Origin of the sequence: Clostridium simiarum, from assembly GCF_018919175.1 — a bacterium.
Classification (GTDB): Bacteria; Bacillota; Clostridia; order Clostridiales; family Clostridiaceae; genus Clostridium_L; species Clostridium_L simiarum.
This window is the reverse complement of sequence record NZ_JAHLQL010000003.1, coordinates 324,770-350,455: the sequence shown is the minus strand read 5'-3', so window position 1 is coordinate 350,455 and position 25,686 is coordinate 324,770. Positions and strand designations below refer to the sequence as shown.

The 25,686-nt window shown below is 29.6% G+C and carries 29 protein-coding genes and 1 riboswitch; of the genes, 22 read left to right on the top strand and 7 right to left on the bottom strand.

Annotated features, from left to right (window positions below):
- Nucleotides 1–136 precede the first annotated feature (136 nt).
- Entirely contained in the window at nucleotides 137–634 is a 498-nt protein-coding gene (locus KQI89_RS11565) for a DUF4446 family protein (RefSeq protein ID WP_216457181.1), read from the top strand.
- 102 nt (nucleotides 635–736) lie between these two features.
- Nucleotides 737–979 carry a YkuS family protein gene (locus KQI89_RS11560; RefSeq protein WP_032123312.1) on the top strand — a complete coding sequence of 81 codons (243 nt, stop codon included), beginning with the start codon at nucleotides 737–739 and terminating at the stop codon, nucleotides 977–979.
- Here KQI89_RS11560 and yyaC read toward each other — a convergent pair.
- The 3 genes from yyaC to KQI89_RS11545 form a co-directional block, all read right to left on the bottom strand.
- On the bottom strand, nucleotides 976–1,572 hold the full coding sequence (gene yyaC / locus KQI89_RS11555) for a spore protease YyaC (RefSeq protein ID WP_216457180.1): 597 nt from the start codon (nucleotides 1,570–1,572) through the stop codon (nucleotides 976–978). The genes KQI89_RS11560 and yyaC overlap by 4 nt on opposite strands.
- 307 nt (nucleotides 1,573–1,879) lie before the next feature.
- The gene (ytvI, locus tag KQI89_RS11550) at nucleotides 1,880–2,935 is read right to left on the bottom strand and encodes a sporulation integral membrane protein YtvI (protein ID WP_216457179.1); all 1,056 of its coding nucleotides are present in this window, start codon (nucleotides 2,933–2,935) and stop codon (nucleotides 1,880–1,882) included.
- Nucleotides 2,936–2,939: 4 nt separating this feature from the next.
- Nucleotides 2,940–4,094, bottom strand: a complete 1,155-nt coding sequence (locus KQI89_RS11545; protein WP_216457178.1) for an aminotransferase class V-fold PLP-dependent enzyme — start codon at nucleotides 4,092–4,094, stop codon at nucleotides 2,940–2,942.
- A 271-nt stretch (nucleotides 4,095–4,365) separates the two neighbouring features.
- Between KQI89_RS11545 and KQI89_RS11540 the strand changes: the two genes are divergently transcribed.
- From KQI89_RS11540 to KQI89_RS11445, 20 genes are all read left to right on the top strand, one after another.
- Nucleotides 4,366–4,614, top strand: coding sequence for a putative Se/S carrier protein (locus tag KQI89_RS11540; RefSeq protein ID WP_032123316.1), 249 nt, complete (start codon nucleotides 4,366–4,368; stop codon nucleotides 4,612–4,614).
- Between the two features lie 23 nt (nucleotides 4,615–4,637).
- The gene (locus KQI89_RS11535) at nucleotides 4,638–5,549 is read left to right on the top strand and encodes a mechanosensitive ion channel family protein (RefSeq protein ID WP_216457177.1); all 912 of its coding nucleotides are present in this window, start codon (nucleotides 4,638–4,640) and stop codon (nucleotides 5,547–5,549) included.
- Entirely contained in the window at nucleotides 5,542–5,730 is a 189-nt protein-coding gene (locus tag KQI89_RS11530; protein ID WP_216457176.1) for a DUF951 domain-containing protein, read from the top strand. Before KQI89_RS11535 ends, KQI89_RS11530 begins: the two co-directional genes overlap by 8 nt.
- A 103-nt stretch (nucleotides 5,731–5,833) precedes the next feature.
- Nucleotides 5,834–6,121 (top strand): 30S ribosomal protein S6, encoded by a 288-nt coding sequence (gene rpsF, locus KQI89_RS11525; RefSeq protein ID WP_032123319.1) that lies wholly within the window; start codon nucleotides 5,834–5,836, stop codon nucleotides 6,119–6,121.
- 13 nt (nucleotides 6,122–6,134) lie between these two features.
- Entirely contained in the window at nucleotides 6,135–6,581 is a 447-nt protein-coding gene (locus tag KQI89_RS11520) for a single-stranded DNA-binding protein (RefSeq protein WP_032123320.1), read from the top strand.
- Nucleotides 6,582–6,605: 24 nt separating this feature from the next.
- Entirely contained in the window at nucleotides 6,606–6,866 is a 261-nt protein-coding gene (rpsR, locus tag KQI89_RS11515) for a 30S ribosomal protein S18 (RefSeq protein WP_032123321.1), read from the top strand.
- Nucleotides 6,867–7,271: 405 nt separating this feature from the next.
- Nucleotides 7,272–9,125 (top strand): HAMP domain-containing sensor histidine kinase, encoded by a 1,854-nt coding sequence (locus KQI89_RS11510; RefSeq protein ID WP_216457175.1) that lies wholly within the window; start codon nucleotides 7,272–7,274, stop codon nucleotides 9,123–9,125.
- A 13-nt stretch (nucleotides 9,126–9,138) separates the two neighbouring features.
- Nucleotides 9,139–9,726: a tetratricopeptide repeat protein gene (locus KQI89_RS11505; protein WP_216457174.1), complete on the top strand. Its 588-nt coding sequence runs from the start codon at nucleotides 9,139–9,141 to the stop codon at nucleotides 9,724–9,726.
- 5 nt (nucleotides 9,727–9,731) lie between these two features.
- Nucleotides 9,732–10,277, top strand: a complete 546-nt coding sequence (locus KQI89_RS11500) for a hypothetical protein (protein ID WP_216457173.1) — start codon at nucleotides 9,732–9,734, stop codon at nucleotides 10,275–10,277.
- Nucleotides 10,278–10,325: 48 nt separating this feature from the next.
- Nucleotides 10,326–10,979 carry an NAD-binding protein gene (locus KQI89_RS11495; RefSeq protein WP_216457172.1) on the top strand — a complete coding sequence of 218 codons (654 nt, stop codon included), beginning with the start codon at nucleotides 10,326–10,328 and terminating at the stop codon, nucleotides 10,977–10,979.
- A complete protein-coding gene (locus tag KQI89_RS11490; protein ID WP_216457171.1) occupies nucleotides 10,976–11,626 on the top strand; it encodes a potassium channel family protein in 651 nt (216 codons plus the stop codon). Before KQI89_RS11495 ends, KQI89_RS11490 begins: the two co-directional genes overlap by 4 nt.
- Nucleotides 11,627–11,760: 134 nt before the next feature.
- On the top strand, nucleotides 11,761–13,287 hold the full coding sequence (locus tag KQI89_RS11485; protein ID WP_216457170.1) for a TrkH family potassium uptake protein: 1,527 nt from the start codon (nucleotides 11,761–11,763) through the stop codon (nucleotides 13,285–13,287).
- A complete protein-coding gene (locus KQI89_RS11480; RefSeq protein WP_216457169.1) occupies nucleotides 13,263–13,757 on the top strand; it encodes a hypothetical protein in 495 nt (164 codons plus the stop codon). Before KQI89_RS11485 ends, KQI89_RS11480 begins: the two co-directional genes overlap by 25 nt.
- Nucleotides 13,758–13,972: 215 nt before the next feature.
- Entirely contained in the window at nucleotides 13,973–14,290 is a 318-nt protein-coding gene (locus tag KQI89_RS11475; protein ID WP_032123328.1) for a MazG-like family protein, read from the top strand.
- 45 nt (nucleotides 14,291–14,335) lie between these two features.
- A complete protein-coding gene (locus tag KQI89_RS11470) occupies nucleotides 14,336–15,346 on the top strand; it encodes a YybS family protein (protein ID WP_216457168.1) in 1,011 nt (336 codons plus the stop codon).
- A gap of 113 nt (nucleotides 15,347–15,459) precedes the next feature.
- Nucleotides 15,460–17,397: a DHH family phosphoesterase gene (locus tag KQI89_RS11465; protein WP_042439866.1), complete on the top strand. Its 1,938-nt coding sequence runs from the start codon at nucleotides 15,460–15,462 to the stop codon at nucleotides 17,395–17,397.
- Nucleotides 17,394–17,837: a 50S ribosomal protein L9 gene (rplI, locus tag KQI89_RS11460; RefSeq protein ID WP_032123331.1), complete on the top strand. Its 444-nt coding sequence runs from the start codon at nucleotides 17,394–17,396 to the stop codon at nucleotides 17,835–17,837. Before KQI89_RS11465 ends, rplI begins: the two co-directional genes overlap by 4 nt.
- Before the next feature lie 42 nt (nucleotides 17,838–17,879).
- On the top strand, nucleotides 17,880–19,754 hold the full coding sequence (gene lonC / locus KQI89_RS11455) for a Lon family ATP-dependent protease (protein ID WP_096878004.1): 1,875 nt from the start codon (nucleotides 17,880–17,882) through the stop codon (nucleotides 19,752–19,754).
- Between the two features lie 74 nt (nucleotides 19,755–19,828).
- On the top strand, nucleotides 19,829–21,163 hold the full coding sequence (locus KQI89_RS11450; protein ID WP_032123333.1) for a replicative DNA helicase: 1,335 nt from the start codon (nucleotides 19,829–19,831) through the stop codon (nucleotides 21,161–21,163).
- A 250-nt stretch (nucleotides 21,164–21,413) separates the two neighbouring features.
- Nucleotides 21,414–22,268, top strand: coding sequence for a YitT family protein (locus tag KQI89_RS11445; protein ID WP_216457167.1), 855 nt, complete (start codon nucleotides 21,414–21,416; stop codon nucleotides 22,266–22,268).
- Between the two features lie 113 nt (nucleotides 22,269–22,381).
- Here KQI89_RS11445 and KQI89_RS11440 read toward each other — a convergent pair whose 3' ends face one another.
- The 4 genes from KQI89_RS11440 to KQI89_RS11425 all read right to left on the bottom strand — a co-directional run bounded on the left by KQI89_RS11440 (nucleotide 22,382) and on the right by KQI89_RS11425 (nucleotide 25,518).
- Nucleotides 22,382–23,197, bottom strand: coding sequence for a MetQ/NlpA family ABC transporter substrate-binding protein (locus tag KQI89_RS11440; RefSeq protein WP_216457166.1), 816 nt, complete (start codon nucleotides 23,195–23,197; stop codon nucleotides 22,382–22,384).
- Nucleotides 23,198–23,209: 12 nt separating this feature from the next.
- On the bottom strand, nucleotides 23,210–23,851 hold the full coding sequence (locus KQI89_RS11435; protein WP_032123336.1) for a methionine ABC transporter permease: 642 nt from the start codon (nucleotides 23,849–23,851) through the stop codon (nucleotides 23,210–23,212).
- Nucleotides 23,852–23,853: 2 nt separating this feature from the next.
- Nucleotides 23,854–24,813 (bottom strand): methionine ABC transporter ATP-binding protein, encoded by a 960-nt coding sequence (locus KQI89_RS11430; protein ID WP_216457165.1) that lies wholly within the window; start codon nucleotides 24,811–24,813, stop codon nucleotides 23,854–23,856.
- Nucleotides 24,814–24,886: 73 nt separating this feature from the next.
- A riboswitch (SAM riboswitch) is annotated at nucleotides 24,887–25,002 on the bottom strand.
- A 144-nt stretch (nucleotides 25,003–25,146) separates the two neighbouring features.
- Nucleotides 25,147–25,518: a BlaI/MecI/CopY family transcriptional regulator gene (locus tag KQI89_RS11425; protein ID WP_216457164.1), complete on the bottom strand. Its 372-nt coding sequence runs from the start codon at nucleotides 25,516–25,518 to the stop codon at nucleotides 25,147–25,149.
- Between the last annotated feature and the right edge of the window lie 168 nt (nucleotides 25,519–25,686).

Below are 25,686 nucleotides of genomic sequence, written 5' to 3'. Positions count from 1 at the left end.
ACTGTTTACATGGATAAGTTTTTATAAGGTTCACATGAAGAGAATAGTTATTATAGATAAACTCTGCTTGAACCTAAGGATAACTTGATAAAACTCAAAATGTTTCACGTGAAACATAGAAAGGAATGACAAGGAATTGCAAGATATACTAAATGTTATACAAGATGTACAACCTTATGTAATATTGGGGTTAGTTGCTATAAATCTAATATTTTTCATACTTATAATAGTATTATTTAGGTCTTTAAACAAGATGGAAAAAAGATATAGAAAATTCATGAGAGGCTCTAATAATAAAAACTTGGAAGAACTAATAAACTTATATTTAGATAAAGTTGATGAAAGTAAGAGTATAGCAGAAGATGTTAAGGCGCTTTATGATAATATGGATGAAAGATTAAAAGGATGCGTACAAAAGTTAGCTATTACAAGATATAAAGCTTTTGAAGATGTTGGAAGCGACTTAAGCTTTTCTATTGCGTTATTAGATGATAATAATGATGGTGTAATACTTACAGGTATATATGGTAGAAATGAAAGTACAACTTATGCGAAACCAATAGATAAAGGTATATCTAGATATGATCTTTCTGAGGAAGAATTGCATGTGTTAAATGAGGCTACTAGCGACTAAAGTTATATAAGGATTTTCACTATTTTACTTGGATTTTTATCTATAAGTTATAAGAATAAAAGCCTCCTTTTAGGAAACAATATCTTAAAAGGAGGCTTTTATATGAAAGTATATGTAAGTGGAAATTTAGAATCTATAAAATCTAGTTTGATTGATAAAGGATATGAGGTTGTTAATGAAATTAATGAAGGATGTGAAGCTATAATTTGTGACATAAAAAATAGTGACATATCTTCATTAAATATTAATAAATATAAGGGTATAAATGGGGTGCTAGTTATAGATTACGGAAGTAAAAATGTAGAGGATATAGATAATATAATTAATGATAGAAATTTTAATTAATTGTTTTCTATTAGATTTGAACTCTTTATCTGTGATGAATTTTTACCTCCAATTGATTTTAGTATAGAGTGATATATGCCTTTAGATATTATGTCTGCTAACTGCATAACAGTATACAGTCTAGTATTTTGTAAAACCATAAATTCTAAAGCTCCAGATATATTCACTACTCCAGTTATACTTATGTCTCCTACAGGAGGTAATTTCTTATTCATAGCGGCTCCAGGATAAAGAGGACTTTTATTTATAAAAATTTTTCCTACGTTTTGTAAATTTCCTAGACAAGCATCTATAGCTATAATAAAAGAATTAGGAAAAGATTCATTTATTTCATTTATAGTTTCCTCTAAATTTTTAGCATGTATAGGATGTTCTAGATTTCCATAAATAGAGATATTGTTTCTCATTAGAAACTTTAATTTATGTCCAATTAAAGGACCAAGACTATCTCCAGTAGATCGATCAGTTCCAATACATAAAAAAATTATGGGCTTATCTTTTTTTATTTCTTCAGATATTATTTCAGATAATGCATCTCTTATTAAAGCCACAGAGCCTCTGTCATTAGAGTCAAAAGTTAATTTTTTTTTCATGAAGAAAAACCTCCTTTTTTGGAATTATATCCAATTTGGAGGTTTTTATACATGTAGTTTTTTACCAATGATGCATGTAAGATTTATCACGTTGATAATATGCTTTTATAAGGAAACTCATTTTTATACCTTCAGATAAGTACTATAAAAGTAAGGGACTCACATAAGATCATGTATCTTGTTTCTCTGCTTAACCTATTTACCCAAAGTGATATATCTTAGTTCACTGCTTGGGAGACCCATCTTCATATCCTAAGATAAAAAGAGGTATTTCTTACAAGTAAATCTAAGAAGTACTTGATTTAATCTAAATTATCTCCGTTTTTTTAAAGATATTATAGAATACTACTAAAAACATACAAAATACCATTCCACTAATTCCTTTTGCCTTTAATCCTATAAATATAGCGGCGAGTACTGCTACAGGATCTAATCCTAAAGAAGAAGACATAATTTTTGGTTCAACTATTTGTCTAGTAATAAATACAGCAACATATAATATAGTAAGGCCTATAGCTATAAAGTAATTATGAATAAATAAATTATATACTATAAGGGGTATATAAATAAGGGGCATGCCTAGAACTGGTAAAAGATCAAATAAGGCACAAAGAATACTTAGTATTAGTGCATAATTAACTCCTAAAATTAAAAAACCGGCTAGGGTAATAGCAAAACTTATCAAAATCACAAAGCCGTAGGAGGCGATATAACTAAGCAGCATCTTCTTTGCATGGTTAAATATCTCTAGTATTTTGTATGAGTTTTTATTATTTATTGCAGAAGTAAGTAGGGGGATGTCCCTTAAGCTTATCCGTTTTGTAAAAAAATAAGTAGATAGGAGTGTAAAGACAATAACCATACCTATATAGGGTATAGAGCTTAATATATTTATAAAATAACCAACTAAAGAACTACCTATATTTACAGTAGAATTAAGAATTCCAGAAATTGAGCTTAGAAGGTAATTTTTAGCTTGTTCTATGATATAAGGGTCAATATTATTAAAGTTATCTTGTAACTTAGAAAATATATTTAATATATTGTAATAGTTAGTATTTATATAGTTTTGAATTAATTTGGTAAGACCAATAATTTCATTAATAATAGATGATATAGTAAGGGAGAATATTGAAATTATAGCAGTAAAGAAAATTAATGTAGTTAATAATGAAGCTAAAGAAGCTTTCATTTTAAATTTATTTATAAGATATCTTGTAGGTCTTCTTAATAAATAAGCACATATTAATGCTAATACAAAGGGTAATGTATAAGGAAGAGTTTTGAAAAACACCATAAAACTTATGGTGTATATTACAAAGAATAGTAAAAGTTTATTTATTTTTTCTTGAAAGGACTCCATATTTCTAATCACCTCTTAATACTTTATTTAAACTATCAATAGTATAAAGTATGTCCCTTTCATCGTTAAAAGGTCCAATACTAAATCTTAAGGTTCCTTCTGGGTATGTTCCTATTGTTTTATGAGCTAAAGGCGCACAGTGTAATCCAGTTCTAGTCATTATACCAAACTGAGAATCTAAAAGATAGGATATTTCAGAAGAATCCTTATTTTCGAAATTAGCTGAAATTACTGCTGTTCTATGTTTCGCTGTGGTTAATCCATATAATTTAACATTATCCATATTTAAAAGATTATTTAAAAATAAATCACAGAGCTCTTCCTCTTTATTTTTTATATAGTCCATACCTTGGGATTTTATATATTGTATTCCAGCTAAAAGACCTATAATTCCAGGGGTGTTCATAGTGCCACTTTCATATTTATCCGGTAAAAAATCTGGTTGATAAATACTAGAAGATAAACTTCCTGTGCCTCCAGTTATAAAAGGGTCACAGACATCATTTAGATCATCAGAAATCAAAAATCCGCCTATGCCTTGAGGCCCAAGTAGACTTTTATGACCTGTAAAAGCAAGAGCACTACAACCTACTTTTTTAAAATCTATATCTATAACACCTGCTGTTTGAGCAGAATCTAAAATAAAATAAATCCCTTTTTCATTACATATTTTACCTATTTCTTCTATAGGTTGTATGGAGCCTACTATATTTGATGCGTGATTTACTACTACTAATTTAGTATTAGGTTTTATGAGATTTTTAAAATCCTCTACATTTAAAATTCCAGTAGGTGAACATTGTAAGATATCTAATTCAATTCCTAAAGTATCTTTTAGTTGAAATAAAGGCCTTAAAGATGAATTATGCTCCATGGATGTGGTTATTACATGAAACCCTTCCTTAACAAAACCCTTTATTAGCATATTCAATGAAGTTGTAACATTATATGTAAATATAACATTCTCTGGTTTTGAAAAATTGAAAAGCTCGCATAATGATTCTCTACAACTGTAAACCAATCTACTACTTTCTAAAGCTGTTGAATAGCTACCCCTTCCAGGACTAGAACCTAAGTTTGTAAAAAAATTCATCATGTTATTATGTACTGATGGTGGTTTAGGATAAGTAGTAGCTGCATTATCAAGATACACTTTCATATAAATTACCTCCGATTAATTTAGTACAATAACATCATTATAATCTATGGAGAAATATTTTTCATTATTCTGCATTTAAAATATATTTTAATATTTTAAAATAAGATGTTAATTAGGGTGATAAATTCCAAATTTTTTACGTACAAACCTTTGAATTTACTTGTTTGACAATGAATTTACCATAAAGTATAATAAGCATAAAATATACATAAGATTAAGGGAAAGAGGTGGAGGGATGTAATGATAATAATTTATCATTACACTGTAAGGTATGAATAATTACTACTTAATTGTGTTTAAAAATACTCATGATGCTATAGAATCGGAAAAGATACTTAAAAATGAAGGTATTAAGGTTACTATAATGCCTACACCAACATATATAACTCAGAGCTGTGGAATAAGCATAAGGTTCTCTCAGGAATTTTATAAGGAAATTAAAGATATAATTGATAAAGAAGGAATTAATATAAAAAACCTTTATCACAAAACAGAAAATGATTTTGAACAAATTATATAAGCATTACTGTACAGGGGGTAATCATGTCATTATTAAATTCTTTTATTGAAATTAATGATCAATTTATTTCATTAGGAAAGTTTTGGATTCCGGTGGAAAAAGTTCACAATTTTTTATCTAAGCTATTAACTATAACAGTAATAATAATTATTATGTATGTCATAGTAAAGGTAGGCACAAAGATTATTGATAAATTTATAAAGAAACAAAGTAAGATGAAAATTTCTTTAGATGAAAAAAAGGCTAATACATTAGGAGCCTTATTAAAGAGTATATTAAGGTATACAGTATACTTTTTTGGCATAGCCTCCATACTTACTCAAATTGTGGGACCTATAAGTTTAACCTTTGCAGGTATAGGTGGTGTGGCTATAGGTTTTGCAGGGCAAAACTTTGTTAAGGACATTATTAACGGATTTTTTATACTTTTTGAAGATCAGTTTGCTGTAGGAGACTATATAAGTATTGAAGATAAGGCTGGAATTGTGGATAGTATAGGGTTAAGGTTAACTAAAATTAAGGACTTTAATGGAGATCTTCACCTAATACCCAATGGATCTATAAATAAAGTTACAAATCACTCTAGAGGAGACATGAGAGTCCTTGTAGATGTAGATATAGCTTATGAAGAAGATATAGATAATGCTATTGAAGTATTAAATTTAGTTTGTGAAAATTTTAAAACTCATGAAAATATGGTAGATGGACCTAGGGTTATTGGTGTAACAGCATTTAAGGAATCAGGGGTTACTATAAGAGTATTAGGTAAGGCAAAATCTATGAGTCAGTGGGAATGTGAAAATTCTTTAAGAAGAGAAATTAAAAAAGCTTTAGATATAAATAAAATAGAAATACCTTACCCAAAGAGAATGTTTATAAATCATAGTAGTTTTTCTAATAAGTCAAAGGGAGAGGAGAAGATAAATAATGACTAAAACCTTTGAGCTAGGAGATGTGGTTCAAATGAAGAAGCAACATCCTTGTGGGAGCTATAATTGGGAGATAATAAGACTTGGAGCAGATATTAAGATAAAGTGCAAAGGCTGTGGAAGGATAGTTATGATTCCTAGAAGTAAATTTGAAAAAGATGTGAAAAAGGTAATAGATTCAGAATAATAAAAGTGTTGATTTTATCTTTAACTTATGATAGAATCATATGATGTAATCCCTGCTGTGATAAAGTCACAGCCGTTAGTCCGGGGGGAGGAGGTGAAGTACAATGAGAAAGTATGAAACTATATTCATATTACACCCATCAATGGAAGAGGAAGCTGTTAAAGCTAACATCGAGAAGTTTAAAGGTGTAATCGAAAATGGTGGTGGAGTAATTGACAATGTTGATGTTTGGGGCAAAAGAAAGTTAGCTTACGAAATCAATAAAGTTAATGAAGGATTCTATACTTTAATAAACTTCAGTGCAAGTCCTGAATTACCTAAGGAATTAGATAGAATATTCAGAATCACTGATGGTATTGTAAGACATATTATAGTTAAAGAAGAAAATTAAGGCGGTGGGTTAATTGAACAGAGTAGTTTTAATCGGAAGATTGACTAAAGATCCTGAACTGAGATTTACTCCAGGAAATGGGACAGCAGTTGCCACCTTGACCTTAGCAGTAGATAGGTATAATCCTAAAGCTGCTCAAAAAGAAGCAGACTTTATACCAGTGGTGGTATGGGGAAAGCAAGCAGAAGCTACAGCAAACTACATGAGCAAAGGTAGACTTATGGGAGTTAGTGGTAGGATTCAAACTAGGTCTTATGATGCCAAAGATGGTACTAGAAGGTATGTTACAGAAGTTGTGGCAGATGAAGTTCAATTCTTAGAATGGGGCAACAAAGAAGCAGCATTCGGTAACAATCCTGACTATGGTATGCCTTCAGCAGGAGGAAATTCTTTCGGAGGTATGCAACAGTATAGTGATGATGATATGACTCCAGTAGATGATGGAGACATTCCGTTTTAATTTATAAAGTAAGGAGGGAATAGCATGAGTAGAGATCAAAGAGACAACATGAAAAGAGGCGGCGGAAAAATGAGAAGAACAAGAAAAAAAGTTTGTTCTTTTTGCGCTGATAAGTCTGAAAAAATAGATTATAAAGATGTTAATAAGCTTAGAAAATATATAACTGAAAGAGGCAAGATTCTTCCAAGAAGGATTTCTGGAACTTGCGCTAAGCACCAAAGAGAATTAACTGATGCTATAAAGAGATCAAGAAATATAGCATTGTTACCATTCACAACAGAATAATATCTGTACTTAAAAGATAACCTTATCTTAAGATGAGGTTATCTTTTTTTATATTTAAAAATCTCTTAATTTAGTAGATTAAATAAAAGTTATACTAATTAAAATCAATCATTTATTAAATTTAAAAAATTTAATAAATACAAATAAGCATTTCTTAAAAGCCTGTTCTAAAAAGATTTTATAATTAAAAATAAAATTAATATAAGAAGTTCAAGTAGTTCTCAAAATTAGTCTTTTCCAGTATATTAAATACTGCTATAACAAAGTATTTCCATTTTTCATATAACTATATGCATTTCTTTCCATTTACCTATGATAGATCAAATTGAAAGCTATAAATGGAAGTAATATACTTATATCATTAAATTCAAATTTATTTAAAGGATATTGATGAGGAGAAATGTTATGAATAAAACATTTAAAGCAAAGATAAATTTTGTATATTTATCTTTAGTTATAACCATAGGTATTGTGGGAATATGCTCAGTAGTGAATTTATATAAATTAAAAAACTCTATTAATGGATTGATGATAGATAATTATAAAAGTATAAATGCATCTAATAATATGTCGGAGTCTATAGAAAGCCAAGATTTAATGATAATATCCAGTATGTATAATAAAGAGCAAGATGTTTTAGAAGACTTTTACAATGAAAGTGATATGTTTTTAAAATGGTACAACATAGAAGCAAATAATATTACAGAAAAGGGAGAAAAAGAATTAGTAAACACCTTGGGAAATCAATATTTAAATTATATTAAAAATTTTTCTCAGCTACAAATAAAGCTGAATAGTTCAGGTGAGGATAATGTAGAAAAATTTTATAGTGATGTAATGATTCAATCACAAAAGGATATAAAGAAGTCACTAAATGACCTTAGAACTTTGAATGAAATATCAATGCTAAATAGTAAGGACAAGGTAACCAAGTATGCTGAAAGTTCCATGTATCTAATATTATTTCTTTCTATATTTGCGGTAGTAATGGGTTTTATTTTATCTAGATATTATATAAATAAAGCTTTTAGGCCTATATATCTTCTTACAGAAACAATAAAAAAAGTAAAAGAAGGAGACTTGAATCAACAAGCTCCAGTAGTTTCTAAAGATGAAATAGGAATAATGGCAAAAGAATTTAACAATATGACAAAGAGATTATATGAGTTTGAAAGAAGTACCCTAGGAAAGCTGATTCAAGAAAGGAATAAAACTTTGGCTATAGTTAAAAGTTCTTCAACACCTTTAATTGTTTTAGATACTAATTATAAAATAAATCTTTTAAATACAGCCTTTGAAAAATTTTTTAATATAAAAGAAGATCAGGTATTAAACAAGCATTTTCTTGAAGCAGTACATGACGGAGAAATCTTCGATTACATATCGGAATCATACAAGATTATAGATAATGTAAATGAATATAAGGAAAAGATAATGAAGATTAACTTAAAAAGAGAAGAGTATTATTTTAATGTTGTAGTAGCTGCTGTAAGAGATAGTAATGATAATGAAAAAATAAATGGTGTAGTAGTATTATTTCAAAATGTTACAGAATTAAAACAAATTGAAAATATGAAAACTGAATTTATCTCAACAGTTTCTCATGAATTTAAAACACCTTTGACGTCATTAATGATAGGTACAAGCATTCTTATGGATGGAAGTTTAGGGGAAATAAATCCTAAGCAAAAAGAAATTATATGTACTATTGAAGAAGATTCGGAAAAACTTTTAGCCTTAGTTAATGATTTACTAAAGCTTTCAAAAATAGAAAATGACAAGTCTATTTTTAAGTTTAAGTCCTGTGATATAAGAGATATAATTCAAACCTCTGTGAAGGAGTTTTATAACTTAGCAGAAAGCAAAAATATTGATTTGTATTATGAAGTTGCAAAAGATCTACCACATATAAATGGGGACTTTGAGAGATTGACTTGGGTTATGAATAATCTTATATCTAATGCTATTAAGTATAGTAAAGAAGGAGAGAATGTAGAGATTAGAGCCTATGGGACGGACTGTAAGCTATATATATCAGTAAAAGACACCGGAATAGGTATTCCAGAAGAATATATAGAAAAAATTTTTGAAAAATTTATTCAAGTTAATTCGGAAGATAAAGATCATAAAGGTACGGGACTTGGGTTAGCTATATCAAAACAAATAATTAATATGCATAAGGGAGATATATGGTGTGATAGTACTTTGGGAGAGGGAAGTGAATTTATAATAGCTCTACCAATAAGTGAAAATATTTAGGAGGTTCACAGTTATGGGAAAAGTACTAGTTGTAGATGATACAAAAAATATAAGAATGATGCTAACTACCTGTTTAGAAATAGAAGGATATGATGTAATACAGTGTAAAAATGGTTATGAGGCCTTAGAAGTGTTTGAAAAAGAAGAGCTAGAGTTAGCTTTTATTGATATAAAGATGCCAGAGGTTAGTGGCACAGAATTATTAAAAAAGATAAGAGTACAGAATATAAATACTCCGGTAATAATTATGACAGCCTTTGCAACTGTAAAGAATGCTATAGATTGTACTAAATTAGGTGCTGTAGCTTATCTTCAAAAACCTTTTACTACAGATAAGATTAAAGCTATTTTAAAAGAAAGTACTTTTAAAGTAGAAAAAAGTCAATATCACATAAAAATGGCAGAAGAATTTTTAGAACAAGGTAAATTAGAAGAAGCTACAAATATATTAAAGAAATATTTAAGTATAGAGCCTTCAAATGGCAAAATTTATTATTTGATTGGTAAAGCTTACGAAAGAGAAGGTAATGTAAATGAAGCTTTAAAGTTTTTTAAGGTTTCAGAGGTATTTGGATATGAATGTTCTGATAAAAGAGGGTGAGTAAATTGATTGAAAAATATTGTGATATAGATAATGAAAGAATAATAAATTATGCTTCAAAGTTTTCACAAAATTATTCAGGTATATATTTGATAAATAGAATTTATATAGATATAAAAAATTTTATTTATTATGATCCTTATATTTATAAAGAAGAAAAAGCTTCAGAAACACTTGTTATGGGAAGAGGAGATAATAAGAGAAAGAACATTTTACTTTATACAGTTTTTAAAAGCTTAAATTTTAATTGTGAATTAAAAACTGTAAGGGTTAAGGATTTAACTAATAAAATAATAGCTAGACAAAATGAAGTATTAGACTGGTTTTATGTATTTCTAGATTTCATGGGTAAAAAGATCAACTTAGAATCAACTTTTGATACTAATTATATGAGATCTATAAGATTTACGGATAAAAATATATTTGGAGAGTTTAATGCAGAAAAATATTATGTAGAAGAAAAAAGATTATTTAAAAAAATAGATGACCTAGAATTTACTTATCCTATAAATAAAAATTTAGAGGATAATACAAAATCTGAAGCTTTATAAAAATTTTAATATAGATTTAGAATAAAGTTTATAAAGGGGGAATTTAGCTTGTATATAATAATAGTGGGCTGTGGAAGAATGGGAAGTAACTTAGCAAAAGAACTAGCTAACGAAGGACATAATGTAGTAGTTATAGATAAAGATAGCAGTAAGTTAGAGAATCTTGGAGTTGTATTTAATGGTACAAGGATAAGAGGAATAGAGATAGACAAGGACGTTTTAGTTGATGCTGGAATAAATGAGGCTGATGTATTTGTAGCTATGACATCTAATGATAATGTAAATTTAATGAGTTGCCAAATAGCTAAAAATATATTTGGAGTTAAGAAGGTTATATCAAGGGTTTATGATAGAGAAAAAGAGTATATATATAGGCAAATGAGTATAGATTATGTATGCCCAGTAATGTTAAATGCCAATGTAGTTAGAAATAAAATAAATCTTGGTAATAGCAGAGATATAGTGAACTTGGACAATGATATAGTGGTGACGGATATACCAGTATATGACAGACATTTGATTAAAGTTAGAGATTTAGAGGAGGAATACAATTGTGTTGTATCCTCAATTTTAAGAAATAGTGAATTTAAAATAGTAAAAGGAAATGAAATCATTCAAAAGGGAGATAAAATAGTTTGCACAATATCTGTTAAAGATAAAGACAGACTTATATCAGAGCTTTTAAAGGAGAGAGTTATATGAGAGCTATAATTGTTGGTGGAGGAAAAGTTGGGTACTATCTTTTAAAAACATTGTTAGAAGAGAATTATAATGTGGCACTGATTGAAAAAGATATAAATTTATGCAATAAAATAGCGGAAGAATTTGATGTTGATGTTATACATGGAGATGGTACAAGTATTGAAGTATTAGAGGAGGCTAATATACAGGAAAGTGAAATAGTTGCAGCAGTAACAGGCAAAGATGAGGAAAATTTTGTTATATGCCAAATGGTAAAAATGAATTTCAGTGATAAAAAGACTATAGCAAGAATAAATAATCCTAAAAATAGAGAGATCTTTAAGGCACTTGGAATAAATGATACGGTTTGTAGCACAGAGGTCATATCAACCATTATAGAGGGAGAACTAGGCAATGAAAAATTAAAATTTATTCAAACCTTAAATAGAGGTGAAATAATCTTAGTAGAAGCCATGGTTAATAAAAAAAGTATTTTGAAAGATAAATCTATATCCTCTATAGATTTACCAAAGGGGTGCGTAATAGTATCTATATTTAGAGAGGATAATGTTATTTATCCTAAAGGTAATATAGAAATAAGGCAAGATGATAGGATGTTAATGTCTATTCCTTCATCGAAAAAATTTGAATTAGAAAAATATATATAGCTTATATATTGAGGGTGAGAAGTATGTTAAATAAAAAAAGAGTGTTTTCAGGTGTAGTGACAGAGTGTGCATTTACTTTAACTTTAATTATGCTTATATTCTTCATAGAACTTATAATTACGAGGTAACTTAATATGAAAAATAAAAATTTAGATTTGAAAATAATAAGTTATTATACAGGTGCTATATTAATGGGTACAGCTTTTTTAATGTTAATACCCATTCTAATTTCTTTATTATATGCTGAGTGGCCAAGTTTTATAGATTTTCTAATTAGTATGAACTTATCCTTTATTATAGGGTTTTCACTGCTTATATATGGAAGAAGGTCTTTAAATCTTATAAAAGTTCAATGGAAGCATGGTTTAGTTATAGCTTCTTTATCCTGGTTAGTGCTTATGTTGTTATGTGCCGTACCATATTATTTAAGTGGAAATTATAAGTCATTTTTAGATTCTGCTTTTGATGTTATGAGCGGTTTCACTACTACAGGATTAATTTTAATACAAGACTTAGATCATATTTCATTATCTTTAAATATGTGGAGGCATATAATAACCTTTGTTGGAGGACAAGGAATGGTAGTTTTAGCTTTATCCTTTCTTGTTAAGGATACTGTGGGTGCATATAAAATGTATGTTGGTGAAGGTAAAGATATAGAGCTTTTACCTAATGTTAAAGAAACCACAAAAATTATATGGATAATAAGTATTGTATACCTTTTAATTGGTACACTTGCATTATGGATAAATGGTATAGTTATAGGCTTAAAGCCAAGCACTGCATTTTTCCATGGACTATTTATATTTATGTCCGCATGGAGTACTGGTGGATTTGCACCTATGTCTCAAAATATTATGTTTTATCACAGTATGAGTTATGAAATTATATCAATAATATTCTTCATAATAGGTTCTTTTAATTTTGGATTACATTATGCTGTTTGGAAGGGTCAAAAAAAAGAAATATTAAAAAATATAGAAACTCAAAGCTTTTTTATTACTGCTACCTTAACTTCATTCTTTTTAGTTATAGCTTTAAATAAGTTAAATGTATACTCTAATGCTATAGGAATCTTTAGAAGAGGTATATATAATCTATTATCTGCACATACAACTACAGGATTTAGCAATATATATGCCAGACAGTTTGCTTTAGAATGGGGAGAATTTGGAGTGATTGTTATGGTTATAGCAATGCTTATAGGAGGCTCTGCCTGTTCAACAGCTGGAGGGTTTAAGGGTCTTAGAGTAGGGATAGTTTTTAAGGGAATAATTTCAGAGGTAAAAAGGTTATTAAGCCCTGAAAGAAAAGTTAATGTTTTTAAAATACATCATATAAAAGATTTGGTATTAAATGATAACCTAATAAAGAGCTCAGCTATAATAATGATATGTTATATAGTTTTATTTACCATAGGTACAGCACTAGGAAGTTATTATGGTTATTCTGTTTCAAGTTCAGCTTATGAAGCAGCTTCAGTTGTAGGAAATGTTGGTCTAAGTATAGGTGTTACTTCTACTGATATGCCTTCTGTTATGAAAATTTATTATATAGTTTCTATGTACCTAGGTAGACTTGAATTCTTATCTGTATTTGCTCTTATAGGCTTTGTTTTTGGAGGTATAAAAAATAAATGTGTAAAATTATCAAATCGCTAATAAGTATTTTTATAATATTGTTATTTTATAATAAAACAGCTTTTGCTAAGGATTATATATCTATAAATGATTTAGTAGAAAAATCAAAGGAATTTGATAAGACAACTGTGCTTGTAAAGGGCGAGGCAATAGGCGAGGCAATGAAAAGAGGAGATTATAGTTGGATAAATATAAATGATGGATCAAGTGCTATAGGCATTTGGGGAAAAAGTGATGTTATAAAAGAAGCATCAACATTTGGTAATTATAAAAGTACTGGAGATATGGTTGAAGTTTTAGGGGAGTTTCATAGAGAATGTAGTGAGCACGGTGGAGATGTAGATATACACCTTAAAGACTTTAAGGTTTTAGAAAAAGGAAAAGCAAGAGAGTTTTATTTAAATAAGAAGAAGGTTAATATATCTATTATATTAACAATTTGTACAGGTATATTAGGCTTTAATTATTATAAAATAAGAAAAAAAGTTTAAAATAAAGAAATTACTAATTAAAAAGTACATTAAGAGATTATGCTTAATGTATTTTTTTTATATCATGTAAAGCTTATAAACTAAGATAAATCAAGGTTTTATTATAGTGTTGCATAAATATTGAAAAAAAACTACAATAGAGATATATTTTAATGGTAGTCTTTAAGGTATAATAGCATTAAAAGTATAGATGAGGTATTTGGGGAGGGTTTATATTGAAAAAGGATAGCTTTAATATAATGTCTGATATAAAAATAATTGAAGAGCTTAAAGCACAACTTCTATGTGTAATCGGAGAACTCTTCAAACTATTAACCAGGGGAAGTAATGTAGCTCAAGAAGCTATATTAGAATGCATTTCCGGGGCAATAATAATATTATATGTACTGGCAGAGAGGTTGGGTTATTCTTATACAGCTGTGGATGAAACAATGAAGAAAAAGCTTAAGCTTGGGATTATAGAAGAAGACATAGTTGAGAAAGAAGGTAAGGATCTTTCGAAATTACACTCTCATCTAAAAGAAAGAAATTAAACCTATAAAGCTAAAATTAACAAACATATATCTTAGGAGGAAAAGATGCAAAATAGAAAATATGATACTAGACAAATGTTAGAAATGGGGTTAATGGCTGGGCTTATCATTATATTTACTTTTATAGTAAACTATGTTCCTATTTTTGACTTGTTAGCTTCTATAATATTACCAATACCTATAGTGATATTATATGTGAGACATGATGTGAAGATTGCTATTGCAGCTTCTGTAGTCAGCTTTTTATTAATGGTAATGCTTATTAATCCTTTATCTGCATTGATATCCATAATAGTTATAACTTTTTCAGGGTTTACTTTAGGATATTGTATCAAAAATAAAAAAGGATTTGTAAAGACCCTTATATATCAAACTATAGCAAGTATAGCAGGTACTATACTTAAGACTTATCTTTATATTGCTTTGATACTTAAGGTTAATCTATATAAATATATAGAAACTATGTTTATAGAACCATTTAAAGAAAGTTTAAATATAAGTAAAAGTTTATATGAAGGTATGGGTATTGATGTTTCTTCTAACCCAATATTTTCTGTAATAGATTCAATGGATGTGAGATTTATTTTATTGATGATACCTTCAGTTTTAATATTAACTGGATTAATATCATCCTATGTGAATTTTATAGTTTCTAAGTCTGTTTTAAATAAGCTAGGGTACAAAACAGAAGAAACAAAACCTTTTACTCATTGGTATTTCGATAATAGGGTAGCTGCACTTTTTATAATTATAATTTGTTTAGGGGTTATACTTAAGTCATTAAATATGCCTATAGGAGATTATATCTACACATCCAGTACCATTGTGTTTCAATGTACAATACTATTAAGTGGGCTTTCAGTAATAAGTTACTATCTAAAGTATAAGTTTAATATTAAAAAGGGTTTAATGATATTTATAATAATTTTTGCCTTTGTATTTCAACCATTATACATTTTTGCTACACTTTTAGGTCTTATGGATATTTTGTTAGACTTAAGAAGGTTAGATCCTAATAGCTTATACAATTCCTTGAAAAAGAAATTTAAAAAGTAAATGTTAAATTGACTTAAATTTCAAATATATTTAGCGATTAGCTAGTTTTTTAATAAGGAAGGCGGCTTAATGTGGATAAATATAAAAATTTAGTTCCTAATACAAAGGTTTATATGGTAATCATAGCTATACTTATAGCTTTATTATTTATAAAAGGAAATATAATTGAAGGGATTATATTTTGCATAATTTATTTTTTTCTTGCATATTACAACTTCAATAGTTTAAGAGAAAAAAAGAATAAATGGAAGGAATTTATAGAGGACTTCTCTCAAAATCTAGATGAGGCAACAAGAAATACTTTGGTTAATCTTCCATTTCCATTGTTAATAGTAGGTGAAAAGGGTAATATATCTTGGTATAATAACAGATTCTCGGCTATAATGGACAAAGAGGATATATTAAGCAAAAGTATAAATTATTTAATTAAAGACTTTGATATGACAAAAAGCTTAAATGGTGATAAAAGTGTCTATAATAATATAAAGATTAATGAGAGATATTATGATGCTCATACTAGCATTGTAAATACTTCCGATAAAAATTATGTTAAGCACTCTATTTTGATACTATACTTTTATGATGTAACAACAAATAAGCAAAATATAGAGGCTAAAGAAAATATAATGCTTATAGAAGTAGATAACCTTGATGAGGTTATAAAAAGTACTGAAGAAGATATGAGACCTTTATTGGTAGCGGAAATTGAGAGAACTATAAATAGTTATGCACAAAGCTTAAATGCTATGATAAGAAAATATTCCTCTAATAAGTATGTGCTTTCCGTTCAGAGTCTTTATATAGAAAAAGAAATGAGAAGGAAATTTGAAATATTAGATTCTATTAGAGAGATAAATTTACATAATAAACTGGCAGTTACCTTAAGTGTAGGGGTAGGGAGGGGAGGAAAGAACCCTTTAGAAAACCATAACTATGCTAATAAGGCTAAAGAGTTAGCTTTAGGAAGAGGTGGGGACCAGGTTGTTATAAAAGATGGAGAGAAACTGTCCTTCTATGGAGGTAATACAAAAGAAGTAGAGAAAAGGACTAAAGTTAAGGCGAGAGTTATAGCTCATTCGCTAAATGACCTTATAAGTGAAAGTAGTAATGTTTTCATAATGGGGCATAGAAACCCCGATATGGATTGTTTAGGGGCTGCAGTAGGATTAAGCAGTGCTATAAAGAAGAAAAATAAAGAGTGCTATGTTGTTTTACAGGACAGAAACAATAGCATAAAATATATTTTAGATAAATTAAGTCAACATAGTGAATATGATAAATTGTTTTTGAATCCGGAGGGATGTAAGGATAAGATTGATGATAACAGTCTTTTAATCTTAGTGGATGTCCATAGCATGGGATATGTTCAAGATGCTGATGTAGTTAATTTGATAAAAAGAAGAGTTATAATCGATCATCATAGAAGAAACCCTGATTTTATTGAGGATTCTATATTAACATATATAGAAACTTATGCATCCTCTACTTCAGAATTAGTTACAGAAATGATACAATATATGTTAGATAAGCCAAAGCTTACACAAATTGAAGCAGAAGCCCTTTTAGCAGGAATTTGTCTTGATACCAAGAACTTTTATTTTAAAACAGGAGTTAGAACATTTGAAGCAGCCTCTTTTTTAAGAAGATTAGGTGCAGACACTATAGACGTTAAAAAGATGTTTGGACATGATTTATCTTCTTATTTAAGGAAGGCAGAAATAATAAAGTCGGCAGTAGTGGAAAATAATATTGCTATTGCTACTTGTCCACCAGATATTCAAGATACTATAATAGCAGCACAGGCAGCGGATGAATTACTAAATATTACAGGTATTCAAGCTTCCTTTGTTCTTGTTACAATAGATAAGGACGTTAATATAAGCGGAAGATCCTTAGGGGATATAAACGTACAAGTTATTTTAGAATCCCTTGGTGGTGGTGGGCATATGACTATGGCTGGTGCTAAAATTTATGATGCTTCCTTGGATGAAGCTGTTCAGTCAGTAAAAATGGCTATAACCAAATACTTAAGGGAAGGTGATAAAAAATGAAGGTAATATTATTAGGAGACGTTAAAGGATTAGGAAAAAAAGGAGAGGTTGTAAACGCATCAGACGGATACGCAAGAAATTTCTTATTTCCTAAAAAACTTGCACAAGAGGCAACTAATGAAAATTTACACATATTAAATACAAAAAAAGAAAACGATAGAAAAAAGAAATTAGCTGAAATAGAAGAAGCTCAAAAAACTGCAAATGAATTAAAGGGAAAAGAGATAAAGATGACAGCTAAGACAGGTGAAAATGGAAGACTATTTGGAGCAATAACAAGTAAAGATATATCAGAACTTATTAAAAAACAATATGGTGTGGATATAGATAAAAAGAAGTTAGTTATGGATACAATCAAACAAACAGGAACTTACGATGTAGAGGTAAAGATTTATCCTGAGATATCCACAAAGATGAAGGTTGTTATTGTTACAGAATAACGGGGAGGATATACATTGAAGTCACAAGTAGAAGCATCAGAAATGCAAAAAGTTTTAAATGAAGAATTGGAACTAGAGTCTCAGGTAAATGTGTTATTTGAGGTGCTAAATAATGTGTTAGATGAAGGTTCAGTAAGATCTAGGACTGTAAAGTTTAAGCTACAAAAATATGTTAAAAGTGATGATTTATATAAAAGAGTTTATGCATTAAATAAAATAGCTAGCGATGGTAAAGGAATCTGCACCTCTGTACCAAGCGAAAAAGAAATAGATAAAGTCATGGAAGATACCAATAAATGGATATCTGAAAACTTAGCAAGAAAGTATATACAAAGTAAAATAGAAACTCAAGTTGAGCAGGCTCTTATGGAAAGACAAGATAAGTATATTGATGAAATGAGACTTAATATAATAAGGAAACAAAAGGGACCTGAAAACGCTAAAACACTTAAAAGATATGCTCAATTAGAGGTTTTAGATTCAAAAAAATTAGGAAAAAGTCTTCAAACCTTTTTAAGACCTGAAAGTTTTGATGAAATTGTAGGGCAAGAAAGAGCTATAAAATCACTACTATCTAAAATAGCTTCACCTTATCCTCAGCACATAATACTTTATGGTCCTCCAGGGGTAGGTAAAACTACTGCAGCTAGACTGGCTTTAGAAGAAGCTAAAAAGCTTAAGTTTACACCTTTTGAAGATAGTGCTAAGTTTATAGAAGTAGATGGTACAACATTAAGATGGGATCCAAGAGAAATAACTAATCCACTTTTAGGATCGGTACATGATCCTATATATCAGGGAAGTAAAAGGGATTTAGCAGAGATTGGTGTTCCAGAGCCAAAACCAGGATTGGTTACAGATGCTCATGGCGGGGTTTTATTTATAGATGAAATAGGAGAGTTAGATCCTATTCTTCAAAATAAACTTTTAAAGGTATTAGAGGATAAGAGAGTGGAATTTTCATCGTCTTATTATGATCCAGATGATGAAAATACACCTAAATATATAAAGTACCTATTTGAGAATGGAGCTCCAGCTGATTTCGTTCTTATTGGAGCAACTACAAGAGAACCTGGAGAGTTGAATCCAGCACTAAGATCAAGATGTACTGAGGTTTATTTTGAACCTCTATCCTCAAAAGATATACAACAAATTGTAGAAAATGCTGCTATAAAGTTAGAAGTTAAATTAGAAGAGGGAGTCTCTGAATTAATTAGTAGATATACTATAGAAGGTAGAAAAGCAGTTAATATACTATCTGATGCCTATGGATATGTACTTTATGGAGGCAAATGTGATAAAGAAGAAATATATGTAACCAAAAAGGATGTTGAAGAGGTAATAGCCATAGGAAGATTTACGCCTTACGATACATTAGAGGACAACTCAGGTAAGTATGAAATTGGACATATATATGGATTAGGTGTAAGTGGCTTTATGGGTTCTACTATTGAAATAGAGGCTGCTGTTTTTCCTGCAAGAGAAAAAGGGCAAGGTAAAATGAGATTTAATGATACAGCAGGTAGTATGGCAAAAGATTCAGTTTTTAATGCTGCTTCAGTAATAAGAAAAATAACAGATAAGGATATTAAAGACTATGATGTCCACGTAAATGTTATAGGTGGTGGAAAAATTGATGGGCCTTCAGCAGGAGCGGCTATAACTGCATGCATAATAAGTGCTCTTTTAGAAAAGCCCATAAGACAAGATATTGCTATAACAGGAGAAATATCTATTAGAGGTAAAGTTAAGCCTGTAGGTGGTATATTTGAAAAAATATATGGAGCTAGAAGAAAAGGCATAAATTTAGTTTTAGTGCCTAAAGAAAATGAGAAGGAAATACCTCAAGGATTAAGAGATATAGAAGTTAAAGCAGTAGAAAGTATTGAAGAAGTTTTAGAGAAAGTATTTAAATAATTTAAAGTAATGAGACTCCTCTTTTCAAAGAAGGAGTCTATTACATTACATTTTGAAAAATAGGAGAGATGTTGATGGAAGCACCTATAATGAGAAGCTTACCTCAAAATATGGAAGCAGAACAATCAGTTTTAGGATCAATGATAATAGATAAGACTTCCATAGCTCAAGCGGCAGAAGTATTAAAAAGAGATGACTTTTATAGAGATGCACATCAGGTTATATTTCAAGCTATATTAGAGTTATATCAAAAGGATGTACCGGTAGATATGGTAACTTTGATTGAGCATCTAAGGGCTGTAGAAAAGCTTGAAAGTGCAGGGGGAATAACTTACATAGCAGAGATAAGTAACTCAGTACCTTCTACAGCAAACTTACAATCATATATAAATATTGTAGCTAATAAATCCATGCTTAGAAAACTTATAAGATCATCTACAGAGATAATAGAAAATAGTTATAATAAACAAGATAATGTAGAGGAAGTTCTAGATTTTGCTGAGAAAAAGATATTTGATATTGCAGAAAAAAGAAGTACCAGCGATTTTGAAGCTATTAGTTCTGTTTTGGAAAGAGGCTTTCTAGAAATTGAGAGATTATTTAATAATAAAGGAGATATAACTGGAGTTCCTTCAGGGTTTCCCGAGTTAGACAGTAAAACCTCAGGATTTCAGAGCGGAGATATGGTACTAGTAGCAGCAAGACCTTCTATGGGTAAAACTACATTTGCATTGAATATAGCTCAGTATGCAGCTTTAAGAGCAAATAAGAGTGTGGTTGTATTTTCCTTAGAAATGTCTAAGGAACAGTTAGCCTATAAGCTTCTATGTGCAGAAGCTAATGTAGATATGTTAAAACTTAGAACTGGTAATCTTGAAGATCAAGACTGGGAAAATATAGCTAAAGCTTCTGGACCTTTAGCGGCAGCTAAGATATATATAGATGATACTGCGGGTATAACTGTTATGGAAATGAGATCTAAGTGTAGAAGGATAAAGATAGAACATGGTATAGATTTGATACTTATAGACTACCTGCAGCTTATGTCAGGCAGTGGAAGTGAAAGTAGACAGCAAGAGGTTTCAGAAATATCAAGATCTATAAAAGCATTAGCAAAGGAAATGCAATGCCCTGTTATAGCTCTATCACAGCTATCTCGTGCTCCGGAGCAGAGAGCAGACCATAGACCTATGCTATCAGACCTTAGAGAGTCAGGTTCTATAGAGCAGGATGCTGACCTTGTTATGTTCCTTTATAGAGATGAATATTATAATAAAGAAACAGAAGAGAAGAACATAGCTGAATGTATAATAGCAAAACAAAGAAATGGTCCCGTGGGAACTGTTAAGTTAGCATGGCTTGGACAGTATAGTAAGTTTGGAAGGTTAGATATGATACATCAAGAATAAAAAGCGGGGGTAACCTCGTTTTTTATTATTTAAAAGCATTAAGATAAAGAATTTTACATAGCAAAGTAAAACAACTATTTTTTTACTGAAAGCTAGTGTATACTTATATTATAGCCACTAGAAGGATAATATTTTTATCATTTATTTATACATTAGGGGGTAATAAGTAATAAGAAATGAATAATTATTCATGAAAAATGTAAAGGTTTACAAAGTATTGACATGAATACTTACTTAAGGGGGTTTTATTATGAATAAAGTTACAAAAAATATTAAGGATTATGTGATTATTACCTTTGGTATTACTCTTGTGGCTATAGGTACATATTTTTTCTTAATGCCTAATGATATAGCTGCGGGAGGAGTTAATGGACTCGCTATGATAATAAATAAGCATTTCCCTGTACTACCTGTAGGTACGTCGATGTTTTTTATGAATATAATACTTTTTATAATAGCATTTATAATGATAGGGAAGACATTTGGGGCTAGAACAATATATGCAAGCTTTTTACTTTCAGGCGTAATAAGGGTACTTGAAGTTGTGTATCCACATAATGTACCTTTTACAGATGATGCTTTGCTTGAGTTATTCTTTGGTATATTGATTCAGGGAGCAGGTATGGGAATAATATTTAATAAAAATGCTTCTACAGGAGGGACCGATATTATAGCTAAGATATTAAATAAGTATTTCCATACAAATTTAGGCAAGGGAGTTCTTATGTCAGATCTAACTATCACGGTGTTGGCAGTCTTTACATTTGGACTTAAAGAGGGGTTATATGCTCTTATGGCAGTTACATTGAATGGAATGGTTATAGATAGAATGATTGAAGGGCTTAATTCCTGCATGGAGGTTAGGATAATAAGTGAAAAGCGAGATTTAATAGAAGAATTTATATTAAAGAAACTGGGAAGAGGGGCCACTACTTATTATGCTAAGGGATCTTATTCTAAACATAATATAGAGGTGCTTTGTACTATAGTAGATACTAAAGAATTTATAAAGATAAGGAACTTCATAAAAGATGTTGATCCTAAAGCCTTTGTTAATGTAACAGAAGTATTTGAAACCTTGGGTGATGGCTTTAAAACTTTTTAAATCTATTTATTAAAAAATTAAAAAGAAGAAAGATAGAGAATCATTTTAAAAAGCTTTTATAAGCTAAAAAAATCATCTTTAATCTTTCTTCTTTTTTTAGTTATATATTCTGCCTAGAAAGAAGGAACTATAGCTCCTTTATACTTATCTTCTATAAACTTTTTAATTTCAGAAGAAGTTAAAGCTTTAGTTAAGGCTTTTATACCTTCGGAATCCTTATTGTCTTCTCTTACAGCTAAAATATTAGCATAAGGTGAATCTTTAGATTCTATAGCTAAAGCATCTTTTAGTGGGCTAAGATCTGCTTCAAGAGCGTAATTAGTATTTATTACAGCAATGTCAACATCTTGAAGAACTCTTGGTAACTGGGGAGCTTCTAATTCTTGAATTTTTAATTGCTTAGGATTTTCTATTATGTCATTTACAGTAGCAAGTTCTACATCTTTTAATTTAATCAGTGATTTATCTTGAAGTAATTTTAAGGATCTAGCTCCATTGGTAGGGTCATTTGGTATAGCTATTTCAGCTCCATCTTTTATTTCAGAGATATCCTTTAGCTTTTTAGAGTATAATCCCAAAGGTTCTAGATGAATCTTTGCAGTATAATCTAACTTAGTATTTCTTTCTTTATTAAACTTTTCAAGATAAGGTACATGTTGAAAGAAATTTGCATCTATTTCTTTTTCAGAAAGAGATGTATTTGGGGTAACATAATCTGTAAACTCTACTATTTCTAAATTATAGCCGTCCTTTTCTAATATTTTTTTAGCCTCCTGTAAAATTTCTGCATGAGGTAGTGGGGTTGCACCTACTTTTATAGTTTTATTTTTATCTGATGAACCTTCCGCTGAGTTATCCTTAGCTGAGCAGCCTACAAACACAGTAGATACTAATAATAATGATGTTAATAAAGTAGTTATTTTTTTCATTTTAAAATCCTCCTATGAACTTAATTTTTTATATAATATATTTCCTATAACTTGTATCAATTGAACTAATATAATCAGAGTAATTACAGTTACGATCATTACATCAACCTTAAATCTATGATAGCCGTATCTAACAGCAACATCCCCTAATCCTCCAGCTCCTATAGCACCAGCCATAGCTGAATATCCTATGACATTGATAACTGTAAGAGTTATGCCTGATACTATGGAAGGCATAGCTTCTTTTATTATTACTTTAAATATAATTTGCATAGTGCTTGCTCCAAATGATTTTGCAGCTTCAATTATGCCAGGATCTACCTCGTTTAAAGCAGATTCAATGACTCTTGCGGCAAAAGGCATTGCTCCTATGGTCAAAGGAACTATAGCAGCTCTTGTTCCTATGCTTTTACCCATTATAAATTTTGTTAATGGCACTATAGATATCATTAATATTAAGAAAGGCATAGATCTTAATATATTGATGAAAAAGTCCAGGATGCTATATATAATTTTATTTGGTTTTAATCCCTTTGGTGAAGTTGTTACAAGTATTATAGCTAGTATAAATCCTAATATAACGGAAAATAATGTAGAGAATAATACCATTTCTGTAGTTTCTAATAGAGCAGGTAATATAAGAGTTTTAATCATTATTATCTCACCTCCCAGCCTATATTATTTTTATCTAAATAATTAATTATTTTCTCTTTATCCTGATCTTCTATATTTATTGTGAGAGTTCCAAGCAAGGATTCTCTGAACCGTTCAACCTTTCCCTCTATTATGGAAAAGTCTAAATCTAAAGATCTAGCCATAGATGTTATTATAGATTTACTGCTAGAATCACTTGGAAAAAATAATTTAATATTTACTCCTGGGAGATTAGAGTTTGATTCATTTTCCCCTATAAAGGCATTTAAATCACTATGTGGTTTTAAAAATAAATCCTCAACAGGGCCTTTGTATAAAAGTTCTCCACCTTCTATAAGAGCAACTTTATGACAAATTTCCTTTATAACTTCCATCTGATGAGTAACAATCACTATAGTTATACCTAGTCTTTTATTTAGTTCATTTAATAATGCTAGTATGTCTTTTGTAGTTTTAGGATCTAGGGCTGAAGTAGCTTCATCGCAAAGAAGAATTTTAGGCTCCAGAGCCAATGCTCTTGCTATAGCTACTCTCTGTTTTTGTCCACCACTTAATTTAGTGGGTTTAACATTAGCCTTATCCCTTAAAGAGATTAAGTCTAGTAGATCATATACCTTTTTTCTTTTTATATCATCTTTGTAACCCCAAGTTTCTAAAGGTAAGGCTATGTTTTCATAGACAGTCTTTCTATTTAAAAGATTAAAGCCTTGAAATATCATGCCCAAATCTTTTCTAGCTACTCTTAATTCCTTAGAAGTTAACTTTTCTATATATTTACCATTTACCTTAACAGATCCATTTTGATAGTTTTCTAGACCATTTATACATCTCAATAGGGTAGATTTACCTGCACCGCTATGTCCTATTATTCCAAATATCTCTCCTTCCTCTATATCTAAATTTATGTTTTTTAATACAGATAAGCCATCATAGCCTTTCTTTAAGTTACTTATCTCAATCATATCTTCACCTCATTTATTTTATATAAAATAAAAACACCAGAGAATAAACTCTGGTGCTGAAACCTTGTTCATTCTCTTATCTCTCAGCTTTTTAGCTGCAGGATTTAGCACCATAGCACCCTATATTAAATAGGATGTGCTGGTTGCCGGGTTTCATAGGGCCAGTCCCTCCACCACTCACGATAAGAAGCGTGATTTATTTAAATTTTAAAATCATTATATAACTTAAAAAAAACTAAGTCAAGAGTAAAATTTAACTAATATTAAATGATAATGTTTACAAATATTTTTTGTTGTAACATCATGATTTTATTAAACAAATTGAAAAACATATTATTCTTTATCTTCTAATATGTTTTTTAATTCCTTTATTTCTTCTGGAGATAGCTTATCATCTTTTATAAAATTAGAAACAAGAAGTTTTATAGAACCATTGTATACCTTATGAAGAAATGACTCTGTTTCAAGGTTTTTGTAAGGAGTCTCTTCAATTAATGGGAAGTATTCATTAATATTGTTTCCCTTTTTTATTCCTACAGCTTCCTTTTTTACAAGCCTACTTATTAAGGTATGTATGGTTTTAGGATTCCAATCTGTAGAGTCTTTTAGTGCTGAAATTATTTCTGTGGAAGACATAGGGGATTTTTCCCATAAAATCTCCATGACTTTCCACTCTGCATCTGATATTTTAGGATAGTCTTTCATAGTATCACCACCTCCTTACAAATGTAGTCCATAACATTATACTACATCTGTAATACCAATAAGTCAATATAATTTTAATTAATATTTACTTGTTAACACAATTATATTTAAAAAAATTAATATTATTCTTTGACTAATTCAGGGTAAGGTAGTATGATATATGTATAT